13 protein-coding genes are annotated in these 12326 nt (G+C 62.2%); 3 read left to right on the forward strand and 10 right to left on the reverse strand.

Going from position 1 to position 12326, the window contains the following annotated elements:
- Position 1 precedes the first annotated feature (1 nt).
- Positions 2 to 616, forward strand: a complete 615-nt coding sequence (locus IPK59_11095) for a hypothetical protein (protein MBK8159272.1) — start codon at positions 2 to 4, stop codon at positions 614 to 616.
- A gap of 66 nt (positions 617 to 682) precedes the next feature.
- On the opposite strand, the gene IPK59_11100 is transcribed toward IPK59_11095, so the two are convergent.
- The 3 genes from IPK59_11100 to IPK59_11110 all read right to left on the reverse strand — a co-directional run bounded on the left by IPK59_11100 (position 683) and on the right by IPK59_11110 (position 2749).
- Entirely contained in the window at positions 683 to 1216 is a 534-nt protein-coding gene (locus IPK59_11100; protein MBK8159273.1) for a GNAT family N-acetyltransferase, read from the reverse strand.
- 73 nt (positions 1217 to 1289) lie between these two features.
- Positions 1290 to 1928: an Asp/Glu racemase gene (locus IPK59_11105; GenBank protein MBK8159274.1), complete on the reverse strand. Its 639-nt coding sequence runs from the start codon at positions 1926 to 1928 to the stop codon at positions 1290 to 1292.
- Complete coding sequence (locus tag IPK59_11110; GenBank protein MBK8159275.1) at positions 1925 to 2749, reverse strand: GGDEF domain-containing protein; 825 nt, start codon at positions 2747 to 2749, stop codon at positions 1925 to 1927. Before IPK59_11110 ends, IPK59_11105 begins: the two co-directional genes overlap by 4 nt.
- 273 nt (positions 2750 to 3022) lie before the next feature.
- Here IPK59_11110 and purE point away from each other — a divergent pair, with 273 nt between their 5' ends.
- The gene (purE, locus tag IPK59_11115) at positions 3023 to 3556 is read left to right on the forward strand and encodes a 5-(carboxyamino)imidazole ribonucleotide mutase (protein ID MBK8159276.1); all 534 of its coding nucleotides are present in this window, start codon (positions 3023 to 3025) and stop codon (positions 3554 to 3556) included.
- 5 nt (positions 3557 to 3561) lie between these two features.
- A complete protein-coding gene (locus IPK59_11120) occupies positions 3562 to 4650 on the forward strand; it encodes a 5-(carboxyamino)imidazole ribonucleotide synthase (GenBank protein ID MBK8159277.1) in 1089 nt (362 codons plus the stop codon).
- Positions 4651 to 4717: 67 nt separating this feature from the next.
- Here IPK59_11120 and IPK59_11125 read toward each other — a convergent pair whose 3' ends face one another.
- The 7 genes from IPK59_11125 to IPK59_11155 all read right to left on the reverse strand — a co-directional run bounded on the left by IPK59_11125 (position 4718) and on the right by IPK59_11155 (position 12320).
- Entirely contained in the window at positions 4718 to 5722 is a 1005-nt protein-coding gene (locus IPK59_11125) for an ABC transporter substrate-binding protein (GenBank protein ID MBK8159278.1), read from the reverse strand.
- A 33-nt stretch (positions 5723 to 5755) separates the two neighbouring features.
- Positions 5756 to 6550: an ABC transporter permease gene (locus IPK59_11130; GenBank protein ID MBK8159279.1), complete on the reverse strand. Its 795-nt coding sequence runs from the start codon at positions 6548 to 6550 to the stop codon at positions 5756 to 5758.
- A gap of 185 nt (positions 6551 to 6735) precedes the next feature.
- Entirely contained in the window at positions 6736 to 7635 is a 900-nt protein-coding gene (locus IPK59_11135) for an ABC transporter permease (GenBank protein ID MBK8159280.1), read from the reverse strand.
- Positions 7632 to 8426, reverse strand: coding sequence for an ABC transporter ATP-binding protein (locus IPK59_11140; GenBank protein MBK8159281.1), 795 nt, complete (start codon positions 8424 to 8426; stop codon positions 7632 to 7634). The genes IPK59_11135 and IPK59_11140 overlap by 4 nt, the downstream gene beginning before the upstream one ends.
- A 166-nt stretch (positions 8427 to 8592) precedes the next feature.
- Entirely contained in the window at positions 8593 to 9831 is a 1239-nt protein-coding gene (locus IPK59_11145) for a Zn-dependent hydrolase (GenBank protein MBK8159282.1), read from the reverse strand.
- 280 nt (positions 9832 to 10111) lie between these two features.
- Positions 10112 to 10993, reverse strand: coding sequence for a GIY-YIG nuclease family protein (locus tag IPK59_11150; protein MBK8159283.1), 882 nt, complete (start codon positions 10991 to 10993; stop codon positions 10112 to 10114).
- Between the two features lie 52 nt (positions 10994 to 11045).
- Entirely contained in the window at positions 11046 to 12320 is a 1275-nt protein-coding gene (locus IPK59_11155; protein ID MBK8159284.1) for an amidohydrolase family protein, read from the reverse strand.
- Between the last annotated feature and the right edge of the window lie 6 nt (positions 12321 to 12326).

A 12326-nucleotide genomic window follows, 5' to 3' on the forward strand; every position in this document is an offset into this window, starting at 1 on the left:
TATGGCACCGGTCGCCGAAACAGAGCCTAGGCGGCGCTTCGAGATTCTGCCGGGCTTTCCGCCAACCGGGCCGCTGCCGCTTGCCGTCGGGAACGGCGAAAGCTGGGGCGGGCACAGTGAAGGTTTTGTCATCCGCTTCTATCCAAGATCCGGCGCGCCATGGGTTGGCAATTTTAAGCCTTGGGCCAGCGGGGTTTATCTCTGGCATGGCGTTGCCGAGCATCCAGACGGGCAGCACCTGATCGTGGTTGCTCGCGGCATGGCCTATCTGGTCGATCCGGAGAATCCAGAATCAGCGAAATATGTCGACGCCAACATTCAGCATGTGATCTCTCTACCGGACCTCGATGCGGTTCTCATCAGCGATGGATTGTCCTTCACGGCGATCCGAAAAGACGGCGTATGGTGGGAGAGCGATCGCATCTCGTGGGACGAATTTCGAAACATCCGTATCGAGAATGAAACCCTTCATGGCGATGCCTCTAGTCCTGACAAGACATGGTGGCCATTTTCTCTCGATCTACTGACCGGCCGGTCGGAAGGCGGCAGCTTCGCGGGCCTGCCCTTTCGGCGCGTAAGAAAGTCGGCTCGTGGTGACGAGGGAGCTAACAGCTAGCTGGCTGAGCCCCCCCCGCAGTATCCCCGGTCTTGCGGCCCTTCCACATAATCCACCATGCCGCCATTAACCGCCGTTCCATCCCGCGCGCATCAACTCGTACCAGACTTCGCCGTGTTCGCTGCCCGGAATGGGATCCGGCAAGTCGACGTGAACTGTGCGCGCATAGGTCATGCCGATCTTTTCCATCACCCGGCGTGAGGCGTGGTTCACCGCCATCGTGGTCGCCACGATCTTGTCATAGCCAACGCCTCCGAACCCCCAATCGATGAGGGCCGATGCTCCTTCCGAGGCGAACCCCTGACCCCATGCTGCTCGGCGCAAGCGATAGCCGAGTTCGGCTAGCGAATCACTCTCCGGCCACAAACAGAACCACCCGACGAACGCGCCGTTGCTTGTGCGGCGTGCCGTCCAGACGTGAGGCTCTGTTCCTCTGGGCATGAGGAATGTCGCGTTCGGATCGACCTGGTCATGATCGACGGCATGTCCGCCATTCAAAAAGCGCATGACCTCGGGATCACGCTCAAGCTCAATGAAGTCAGCGCGGTCACTCGGCGCGCAAGGGCTGAGCGTCAGATGCATCGTCTGCAAAATGGCCATTTTCGCAACACCTATCCAGGCTTCAAGATTCCCGAAGGAGTCCGGTATCATGTCAGGATGACAAACGGAAATATCAGTCCGGCCGACCACCCACCGCCTTGAGCAGGCTCGCGCGCGGGCTGGTGAGCGGTGTTCCCTTGACGCAAAGCCCCGCCGCCGGCGCCATCGAGGCCTGGGCGAAGGCGACGCTGGCGGCACCTTCGGCAAAGGCGCGGTCGGCGGCATCGGCGATCATCGCAAAATACCGTTGCTGATCGCCGGCCTTGAATCTGTCCCAGGCGCCCGCCACGAGCTGCAGATCGATCTTGGCCTCTGTTCCCGCCGCGACCTCCCGAAACAGATCGCCGCTCGCCTGCGCGGTGCCTGGGAAGGTGTAGAGCACCGCCACCCTGCCGCCCGTCTTCACCGCGGCCTCGGCCAAGGCGCGGTCGATGCGCAGGGTCGGCACTTTGGTGCGCAGCCCATCCGCGATTGGTCCGAGCGTCGAACACGCCAGCAGCACGAAGTCGGCATCACCGGCCGCCACGCGCAAGGCCGCTTCGGTGGCTTCAACGATCGATGGGGTAAGGCCGCCTGCCTGTTCGGCGTCCGCCAGCAGGTCGGCGCGGACAAGATGTCTGAGATCGAGGGCGAGGTCCGCGGCGGCCGCATCAAACAGGGGAATGTTGCTGGCGGCAGTGTGCAGGCAGGCCACGCGTTTGCGCGCGGTCACAAGTCGGAATCGCTTTCCGCCTCATCCCCATCCGCTTCAACCAGCGTAGCACCGTTCTTACCGGCGTAATGCTGGCGTTTGGCCTGGTACATCGAGGCATCGGCCTGGGAGAGCGCATCGTCGGCCGTCTGCTGGCCGTGGAATTCATGCATGCCGACGGCACAGGAGAGCTGGATGTCGACGCCCTCCCAGATAAGCGGCGAGCGCGCGATGACCGAGAGCAGCTGGTTGGCCTTGTCCTGCGCCTGCGCCATGTCGGCCTGGGCCAGGATGACGCCGAACTCGTCGCCGCCCAAACGCCCGACCACATCGGAATCGCGCACATTGTTAAGCAGCATGGTCGCAAAATGGCGCAAGGCCGCATCGCCCGCCGGGTGGCCGAAGCGGTCGTTGATCTGCTTCATGCCGTTGAGATCGAAATAAAGCACCGAGCCAGGCGAGCCATAGCGTTCGGAAAATGAGATGAGCCGCGTCAGCTCGCGGACAAAGGCGCGGCGGTTGGCAATGGGCAGCATCGCGTCTTCGTCCGCCACACGTTCGAGATGCGTGATGCGCTTTCTGGTGCGGTCCAATTCGTCGCGCAGATGCCGCACTTCATCGAGAAGGGCGGTGAGGGCGGCCCGCACATTGGGCGAAAGCTCGGCTTCGCTGAGGCCCAGGAACGTCGCCTGGTCGACGGGGGCTGCATGGGTGGCCGAGGCCGTCGCATCAACGCTCGCGGCGGCCGCACCCTTGGCGACCTTGCCGACCTTGGAAACCGGCCGGGCGCCACCTGCGGGACCAACGCCCGCCGGACCGCCAGCTCGATCTCTGATCTTCATCCTGCCGCCTTTCGCGCCTAGCGCCGAACCGCTCAAGTTCGGTGGAAGGAATCGCCGAATCTCCTGGCCCCGGATGTTGGCGATCCGGGGGTACGCCCGCAACCACTTTCTGGCGCCTTGGCATGGCCTTGGCCGAGTGACAAAAAATAACGCCGAATCATGACGCTAACTCGGTTAAGGTGACGTTAATGCGGCGCCCGGCAGAGCTTGCCAAAGGGTCGCCAGGACCTATAATCGCGGCCTTTCCCGGGGGCTTCAGGAAGGCGTAAGGCCATGGCAACAAAAGAGAAACGCGGTTCCGCCCCGGCTTCACGCAAGGCCGCGCCAAAAGTCGGCATCATCATGGGCAGCCAATCCGACTGGGCGACCATGCGCCATGCCGCCGAAACCCTCGAGGCCTTGAAGGTCGTTGCCGAAACGCGAATCGTCTCCGCCCATCGCACGCCCAAGCGCATGTTCGACTATGCGCAGAAGGCCAAGGGCCGCGGCCTGCAGGTGATCATCGCCGGCGCCGGCGGGGCGGCGCACCTCCCCGGCATGACGGCAAGCCTCACCGAATTGCCGGTCTTCGGCGTGCCGGTCGAAAGCCAGGCCCTGAAGGGGCAGGACTCGCTCCTCTCCATCGTGCAGATGCCGGCCGGTATTCCGGTGGGGACACTCGCCATCGGCAAGGCCGGCGCCATCAACGCAGCGCTCCTTGCCGCCGCCGTGCTGGCCTTGAATGATGCAGCACTGGCCAAACGCCTCGCCGCCTTCCGCCAGAAGCAGACCGATGCGGTCGCCGTCAAACCGGCGCGCGAGGCTTGATCACCATGAACGCTGAAGACGGTCAGATCCTGCCGCCCGGTTCCGTGATCGGCATTCTGGGCGGCGGCCAGTTGGGCCGCATGTCGGCGCTGGCCGCCGGCCGCCTCGGCTACAAGGTGCATATCTTCTCCCCCGAGAAGGACGGTCCTGCGGCGCAGGTCTCCTGGCGCAACACGGTCGCTGCCTATGACGATCTCGCCGCCCTTGAAGCCTTCGCGCAATCCGTCGATGTCGTCACTTTCGAATTCGAGAACATCCCGGCGGCGGCGGCCGAGATATTGGCCAGGGTGAAGCCAACCCGGCCCAGCCCGCGCGTCCTCCACATTTCCCAGGAACGGCTGCGCGAGAAGCGTTTCCTCGAAAGCATCGGCGTGCCCGTGACCGCCTTTCGCGAGGTGACCGGTGCCGCAGGGCTGCCGGAAGCAGTCGAGGCGCTGGGGACGCCGTCGATCCTCAAATCCGCCAGCTTCGGCTATGACGGCAAGGGCCAGGTGCGCATCGAAGCCGGCATGGATTTGAACGAAGCCTGGACGCGGATGGGCGGCACGATCGCGATCCTCGAAGGCTTCATCGATTTCGACTGCGAGATTTCCGTCATCGTCGCCCGGAACCCGTCGGGCGAGATCGCACTCTATGAACCGGCGCGCAACAGCCACAAGCATCATATCCTCGACACAAGCACGGTGCCGGCCGGCATCTCGGCGAAGGTCGCCCATGCGGCGGAAGCGATCGCGCGCCGCATCGCCGGCGAGATCGACCTCATCGGCCTGCTCGCGGTCGAGATGTTCGTGACCAAGGACGGCCGCGTGCTGGTCAACGAATTGGCCCCGCGTCCGCACAATTCCGGCCACTGGTCCCAGGACGGTGCCATCACCTCCCAGTTCGAACAGCATATCCGCGCGGTCTGCGGCCTCGATCTCGGCAACCCGGCCAGGCATTCCGACACGGTGATGACCAACCTCATCGGCGACGAGGTCGAAAGCTGGCCGCAGCTTTTGGCCGACCCCGATGTGAAGCTCCATCTCTACGGCAAGGCGGAAGCGCGGCCGGGGCGCAAGATGGGGCACTGGAACAGACTCTCACCGAAGAGTTGACCCAAACAAAAACCCCGCCGATCGCTCGGCGGGGTTCAGTCTTTTCGGAGGAACGATCAGCCGGCGATCACATCGCCTTTTCGATCACCGCATGGGTCCACGCACCTTCCGGCTTGTTGGTGATGACCGGATCGGAACCGCCCGACATCAGGGTTTCCACGGTCCGCTCGGCAGCGGCATCATCCAGCCAGCCGGTGCCCTTCGGGTTGGCGCCGACCAGCTTGGCGATTTCTTCCATCATGGTCTTCTGATGCGCTTCGGTCTGGGCACCGGTCTCGTCATTGTCGAGCACGATCTTCACCGCCTCGTCCTGGTTGGCGACGGCATATTCCCAGCCCTTCATCGAAGCCTTCAGGAACCGCGCCAGCTTGTCGACCATGGCGGGGTCGGCAAGGCTCTTGTCGAGCGTGTAGAGACCGTCTTCCAGGGTTGCCACACCTTCATCTTCATATTTGAAGGTGATGAGTTCGTCCGGCTTCACGCCGGCCTCGATCACCTGCCAGTATTCGTTATAGGTCATGGTCGAGATGCAGGCCGCCTGCTTCTGCAGCAGCGGGTCCACGTTGAAACCCTGCTTCAGCACATTGACGCCGGCCTCGGATCCATCGGTCTTGTAGCCGAGCTTGTTCATCCAGTTGAGGAACGGATACTCATTGCCGCCGAACCAGACGCCCAGCGTCTTGCCGGGGAAATCCTTCGGCGTCGTAACGCCGGAATCCTTGCGGCAGGTCAGCATCATGCCGGACTTCTGGAACACCTGGGCGATGTTGACCAGCGGCACGCCCTTCTCGCGCGTCGCCAGTGCCGAGGGCATCCAGTCGACCACCACATCGGCACCGCCGCCGGCGATCACCTGGGAGGGGTTGATGTCCGGGCCACCGGCCTTGATGGTGACGTCGAGGCCTTCTTCCTTGTAGAAGCCCTTCTCGGCCGCCACGTAGTAACCGGCGAACTGCGCCTGCGTCACCCATTTCAGCTGCAGCGTGAGCGCGTCCTCGGCCGATGCGGTCGCCGCACCACCGGCGATGAGCCCCGCGAGGATCGCGGAACCGAACAATGACTTCAATACCATTTTAGCCTCCATGTTTGGTTGTCGGTTTCTGTTTTACGAACGGGTGCGGAACGAGGCATGCCACGAGGTCAGGCGCCGTTCCAGGAAGGCGATGAGTCCATAGGACAACGAACCGGCCAAGGCCGCAACGGCGATCGTGGCCCAGACCACGTCGACATTCATGCGGGCGACCTCGACGCTGATGCGGAACCCCATGCCCGAAATGGGCGAGCCGAAGAATTCCGCCACGATGGCGCCGATCAGCGCCAGGGTCGAGTTGATCTTGAGCGCGTTGAACAGGAACGGCAAGGCCGCCGGCAGGCGCAGCTTGAACAAAGTCGCCCAATAGCCCGCAGCATAGGAGCGCATGAGGTCGCGCTGCATGGTGTCGGCGGCATTGAGGCCGGCCAGGGCATTCACCAGCATCGGGAAAAAGATCATGAAGACGATCACCGCCGTCTTCGATTCCCAGCCGAAGCCGAACCACATCACCATGATGGGCGCGATACCGATGACCGGGACGGCGCTCACCATATTGCCGAGCGGCAGGAGCCCGCGCTGCAGGAAGGGCACGCGGTCGACGATGAGCGCCGTGGCAAGGCCCAGCACATTGCCCAGCACAAAGCCGGCGATCACCGCCTTCAGGAAAGTCTGGCGGAAATCGCCGATCAGGGTCGGTAATTCGCGGAAGAACGCATCCCACACCTGGCTGGGTGCGGGCAGCAGCACGCGGGGCACGCCATAACCGCGGCAGATAATTTCCCAACCGAACAAAATTCCTGCACCAAAGATAACTGGGATGATCCAGCGCGCGAAGCGACCTGTGTCGCCACGCACCAGTAGTGCCATGAGCCACCAGGCCAAGACTGTTGTCGAAACCAATATTAAAGTGATGCCCCCTGTTTCCGGTAGAATGCCTACGGCCTCACCTTTGCCAATCCAGTCGAGGCCACCTTTCGTCAAAACGTAAAGCGAGAACGCCGCCAAGAAAATCGACAGCCCTTGTCTACGCGGAGATGGCTTGCTTGCATTGCTCATCGGGCACCCGCCGCTTGTCCGGCATTCTTGAGCACCAGCCGCTCGATGCCGCCGATGCCATAGACGAGCGTCGCCCCCAGGATGGCCGCCATGAACAAGGCCGACCAGATCTGCACGGTCTGGCCGTAATAGCTGCCCGAGAGCAGCCGCGCGCCCAGGCCCGCCGAGGCGCCGGTCGGCAATTCGCCGACGATGGCACCGGTCAGGCTGATGGCGACCGCCACCTTGAGGCTTGCGAACAGGAACGGCACCGAGGCCGGCAGGCGCAGCTTCCAGAAAACCTGGGCCTGGCTCGCATTGTAGGAGCGCATGAGGTCGAGCTGCATCGGATCCGGTGAGCGCAAGCCCTTCACCATGCCGATGGTGACCGGGAAGAAGCAGAGATACATCGAGATGATCGATTTCGGCACCAGCCCGGTGATGCCGATATTGCCCAGCACGACGATGATCATGGGGGCGATGGCCAGGATCGGCACGGTCTGCGAGGCGATGACCCAGGGCATCAGGCTGCGATCCAGTGTCTGGACATGGACGATACCGATGGCAAGCAGGATACCCAGCAAGGCGCCCAAAGCGAAACCGACCAATGTCGCCGAGGCCGTCACGCTTGCGTGATAGACCAGCGACTTCTTGGCCGTGACCTTCACGCCGAAGGTGGTCTTGGCAAATTCGACCGCGACCTGGTCGGGGCTGGGCAGCACCGGGCGTTCCATCGACCAGGTGCCCTTGACGATCTCGGTGACACTTGGCGCGCCGCCATCCTTCACCAGTCGCTCCGAGACCTGCGCCCAGTTGAGCGCCACCGCCAGCCCGTACCAGCCGAGGATGATGAGGGCCACCACCGCCAGCACCGGCAGCGCCTTGTCCGTCACCCCCTGAAGGATGGTGCCGTTCATTTGACCTCGTCATAGGAATGGCCGGCCTTTAGCCCCAAGCGGATTCGATGTGCCAGCTCCTGCGCCGCCGGGCTTTCGCGCGTCTCGAGATTGCGTTCGGCCGGCAGATTGCTGTCGATCACATCGATGATGCGGCCGGGCCTGGCACTCATGATGACGATGCGGGTCGAGAGCAGCACTGCTTCGTCGATCGAATGGGTGACGAAGATGACGGTCTTCCGCGTCTTCGCCCAGATCGAGAGCAGTTCCTCGTTCATGCGGTCGCGGGTGATCTCGTCGAGCGCGCCGAAGGGCTCGTCCATCAGCAGGAGATCGGGATCGAAGCTGAGCGCCCGCGCGATCGAGGCGCGCTGCTGCATGCCGCCCGAGAGCTGGAACGGAAACTTCTTCTCGAACCCCTTGAGGCCCACGAGGTCGAGATAGCGCAACGCCTTCTCGGCCCGCTCCGCTTTCGAGATACCCATGATCTCATGCGGCAGCTCGACATTCTTCTGGATGTTGCGCCAGGGATAGAGCGCGGCGGCCTGGAAGATATAGCCATAGGCGCGCTTCAGGCGCGCCTCTCTGGGCGAGACGCCATTGACGGTCACTGAACCGGATGTCGGCTGTTCCAGGTCGGCGATGATCCGCATCAGGGTCGTCTTGCCGCAGCCGGACGGACCGATGAAGGTCACGAACTCGCCGCGCCGGATGTTGAGGTTGATATCCTGGAGCGCATGGACCGGCGCGTCCGGCGTCTCGAATGTCAGCCCCAGATTGCGGACGTCAATGACGACGTCGGAAATGCTCATAAACGGCCCCGGGGGCTTCCTGCATCCTCTGGAGAGTCCCCCTCACCCCGACCCTCTCCCCGCAAGCGGGGCGAGGGAGTTCCGAGCGAGTTCGATCTAAAGCCCCTCGCCCCTTTGGGGAGAGGGGTTGGGGTGAGGGGAATTTTGACAAGACCTGATTACCCTCTCACGCCGCATTCGCGCGTTCGACCATGGCGCGCAGCAGGACGTCGCAGCCGTCGCGGCAATCCTCCTTGGTCGCGTTCTCGATCTCGTTATGGCTGATGCCGCCTTCGCAGGGGATGAATACCATGGCGGTGGGGGCGACGCGGTTCATGTAGCAGGAATCATGGCCGGCGCCGGAGATGATGTTGAGGTTGGACAGGCCCAGTTCCTCGGCCCCCTTCTTCACGGCGGCCACACAGGATTCGTCGAACTTCACCGGCGGCGAATACCAGATCTCCTTGAAATCCATCTCGAGATGGTTCTTCGCCACCGCCTCGTCGCAGGCGGCTTTGGCTTCCGCCGCCATCTTGGACAGGATCTTGTCGTCGGGGTGCCTGAGATCGATGGTGAAGAACACCTTCCCCGGTATGACGTTGCGTGAGTTCGGGCTGCTGTTGATCATGCCGACCGTGGCGCAAGCGAAGGGCTGGTTCTCAAGGCCGATCTTGTTGATGGCACCCACCACATGGGCGGCGCCAACGAGGGCATCCTTGCGCACCTTCATCGGTGTCGGTCCCGCATGGGCTTCCTGGCCGGTCATCACGACTTCGAACCAGCGCTGGCCCTGGGCGCCCTGCACGATGCCGATGGTCTTCTTTTCGGCTTCCAGGATCGGGCCCTGCTCGATATGCGCTTCGAAGAAGGCATGGACGGGACGGCCGCCCACCTCGTCATCGCCGTAATAGCCGATGCGCTTCAACTCCTCGCCCATGGTCTTGCCGTCCTGGTCGGCGCGACCCAGGCCATAATCGAGGTCGAACACACCGGCAAAGACGCCCGACGCCACCATGGCCGGGGCAAAGCGCGAGCCTTCCTCATTGGTCCAGATCGCGGCTTCGATCGGCCGCAGGGTCTCGTATTTCATGTCATTCAAGGAGCGGATGACCTCGAGCCCGCACAGCACGCCGTAGACGCCGTCGAAACGGCCGCCGGTCGGCTGGCTGTCGATATGGCTGCCGGTCATGACGGGCGCCAATGAATTGTCCTTGCCGGGGCGCCGCGCGAACACATTGCCCATCTTGTCGATGCGGATCGAGCAGCCGGCCTCGCGGCACCATTCGACGAAGAGATCGCGCGCCTGGCGGTCGAGATCGGTGAGGGCCAGGCGGCACACGCCGCCCTTTTCCGTGGCGCCGATCTTCGCCATTTCCATCAGGCTGTCCCACAGCCGCTCGCCATTGATCTTGAGATTGGTCGCCATGATCTCCCTCCGGGTATCGCCGGGCGTCCCAGGATTTTCCCAGGGGGCGCCGGTTATGCCTATAGAACAGGGAGCATAGATGCGATTCGCGCAGCCCCCATCCCGCGCAGGCGAGATTTAGCATGAGGCGACAGCGATCGCAGCCCAAACCAGCCCTGTTTTGCCAGCCCATTCCTTGCAGGCGGACGTCTTTAGATGGCCTTTGCGGCCTTAAGGGAAATCCTGCCCAATCCTGACTGCTTGGTCAAGCTTGCTGTTGGAAGGCTGAAAGTGCACGACCTCAATTGGCATTCAAGCCATAGTCTTTGGTATGCAGACGGACCTTCCAGCTTGTTTCAATGGCCACGACGGCGTCGGGTTCAAGATCGGGCGAAACGCGCTGGAGAATCGAGAACTTGAAGGACTTTGGATTGCGGCCTTCGAGGCGCACGTTGCCGCCGCCCCTGGTCTGGAGATAGTTTAACCATCGACCAAGTATGTTTTCAGCGCCATATGCAGATCCGACATATCCCTGCTGATCTGATGTATCGAAAATATAGTAGACGCCTCGCCACTGCTGCAATGCGGCCCTCCAACTTGATGGCAGCGCATGCAACTCTTCCCATCGTAGAGTTAGTTGATCCCAAGGGGGCATTGATTTAACGAGCTTGCTTTCTTCTGCTATTGCTCGGACAAGAATTCGATTCCTGTCGGCCCATCGATACCATGCTCTAGGCGTCGTCCAATCAACGATCAGACGGCCTTTCAGGTCGCTCATAGGAATCAGCGATTCCAAATCGAAGAACTGCACGGCCTGGCCTTCGTCCATCATTCGCCTCAGCCCAGTCGAGTATTGCTTCAATTCGATGGGAAGCGAATCGTAACGCTCTTTAGAAAGTTCGGTCGAACTAACGCGCCTGTAGAGGCCCACAAACAGTGCCCTGTCCGACTGATGGGCGATAAAAGATGCTAGGTAGTCCGCTCTCAAAAGAGCACTTTCTGCCATGGGGTTTTGTGTTGATTGATATGCATTGAATGCTTGCGGTTGCTCTTCGGCCCACCACGGCAATATTCGTTGCAGCTCAGGCTCCGTCGGACGATGTCGCATCACAAGAACCTTGGAATGCGATACGTCGATGCCACTTCGTTGAAGCAGAAGATTGAGATCTAAGGGCTCGACCATACAAAGTCCTCCACACGTCTATATCAACGCATATGAGGTCTTTATACCAACGCTAGTTTTGATGGAAGTTCACGTCTAGCGGCCGGCCTGGAAGGTGAACCGCCATGGCGCCGCCCGGCCCCTCCGCCACGACCTTGCCCCGGCGCAAGACCTTGAGCCGTGCCGCTTTGAGGCGGATGGCCTCGATCGGGTCGCCGGCGTCGAGCACCACCAGATCGGCGTAGCAGCCGGGCGCGATGCCATAACCGTCGAGATGGAGGATCCTGGCCGGCGTCTCGGTGACCGACTGGAAGCAGGCGCGCATTGCCTCCACGCCCGTCATCTGCCCGACATGGAGTGCCATGGTGGCCACGTCCAGCATGTCGCCCGAGCCCATCGAATACCAGGGGTCCATCACACAATCATGGCCGAAGGCGACGGGAATCCCAGCCGCCATCAGTTCCGGGACCCGCGTCATGCCGCGGCGCTTCGGATAGGTATCGTGGCGTCCCTGGATGGTGATGTTGATGAGCGGATTGGCGATCGCCGCCAAACCGCTTTCGGCGATCAGCGGAATGAGCTTGCTGACATAATAATTGTCCATCGAATGCATCGAGGTGAGATGCGAGCCGGTGACGCGGCCCTGCAGCCCCAAGCGCTGCGTCTCCGCAGCCAGCGTCTCGATATGGCGCGACATCGGATCGTCGGTCTCGTCACAATGCATGTCGACGAGCAGGCCGCGATCGACAGCCAGTTCGCACAGCATACGGACGGAGGTCGTTCCATCCGCCATCGTGCGTTCGAAATGCGGGATACCGCCCACCACGTCGACACCACGATCAAGCGCCATCTTCAGCAGCTTGACCGCCCCATCGCTGCGCAGGTAGCCATCCTGCGGAAACGCCACCAATTGCAGATCGAGATAGGGCTTCACGCGCTTCTTGACTTCCAACAGCGCATCCACCGCCAGCAGCCGAGGATCGCAGATATCGACATGGCTGCGGATCGCAAGCAGCCCGCGCGCCACCGCCCAGTCACAGTACTGCAGCGCCCGCTCCATGATCGCTTCCTGGGTGAGATGTGGCTTCAACTCGCCCCAGAGCTGAATGCCCTCCAGCAAGGTCCCTGACCGGTTGAGCCGCGGCAAGCCCAAGCTCAAGGTCGCATCCATGTGGAAATGCGCGTCCACAAAGGGCGGGCTGACCAGCAGGCCGCGTGCCTGGATGGTGGCTTCCCCGGCCTCGGGCAGGCCCGGCTCGACGGCGACGATCTTCTCGCCGCTGATGCCGATATCGATACCTGTGCGTCCATCGGGCAGGGTCGCGTAGCGGATGACGAGATCGAACATGGGTCT

The organism is Rhodospirillaceae bacterium (genome assembly GCA_016712715.1).
GTDB lineage: Bacteria > Pseudomonadota > Alphaproteobacteria > Dongiales > Dongiaceae > Dongia.

Excerpts from the sequence above, each read along its gene's own strand:
- IPK59_11095 (MBK8159272.1), top strand. The coding sequence starts at position 2 with ATGGCACCGGTCGCCGAAACAGAGCCTAGGCGGCGCTTCGAGATTCTG.
- IPK59_11100 (MBK8159273.1), bottom strand. The coding sequence starts at position 1,216 with ATGGCCATTTTGCAGACGATGCATCTGACGCTCAGCCCTTGCGCGCCG.
- IPK59_11110 (MBK8159275.1), bottom strand. The coding sequence starts at position 2,749 with ATGAAGATCAGAGATCGAGCTGGCGGTCCGGCGGGCGTTGGTCCCGCA.
- purE (MBK8159276.1), top strand. The coding sequence starts at position 3,023 with ATGGCAACAAAAGAGAAACGCGGTTCCGCCCCGGCTTCACGCAAGGCC.
- IPK59_11120 (MBK8159277.1), top strand. The coding sequence starts at position 3,562 with ATGAACGCTGAAGACGGTCAGATCCTGCCGCCCGGTTCCGTGATCGGC.
- IPK59_11125 (MBK8159278.1), bottom strand. The coding sequence starts at position 5,722 with ATGGTATTGAAGTCATTGTTCGGTTCCGCGATCCTCGCGGGGCTCATC.
- IPK59_11130 (MBK8159279.1), bottom strand. The coding sequence starts at position 6,550 with ATGGCACTACTGGTGCGTGGCGACACAGGTCGCTTCGCGCGCTGGATC.
- IPK59_11135 (MBK8159280.1), bottom strand. The coding sequence starts at position 7,635 with ATGAACGGCACCATCCTTCAGGGGGTGACGGACAAGGCGCTGCCGGTG.
- IPK59_11140 (MBK8159281.1), bottom strand. The coding sequence starts at position 8,426 with ATGAGCATTTCCGACGTCGTCATTGACGTCCGCAATCTGGGGCTGACA.
- IPK59_11145 (MBK8159282.1), bottom strand. The coding sequence starts at position 9,831 with ATGGCGACCAATCTCAAGATCAATGGCGAGCGGCTGTGGGACAGCCTG.
- IPK59_11150 (MBK8159283.1), bottom strand. The coding sequence starts at position 10,993 with ATGGTCGAGCCCTTAGATCTCAATCTTCTGCTTCAACGAAGTGGCATC.
- IPK59_11155 (MBK8159284.1), bottom strand. The coding sequence starts at position 12,320 with ATGTTCGATCTCGTCATCCGCTACGCGACCCTGCCCGATGGACGCACA.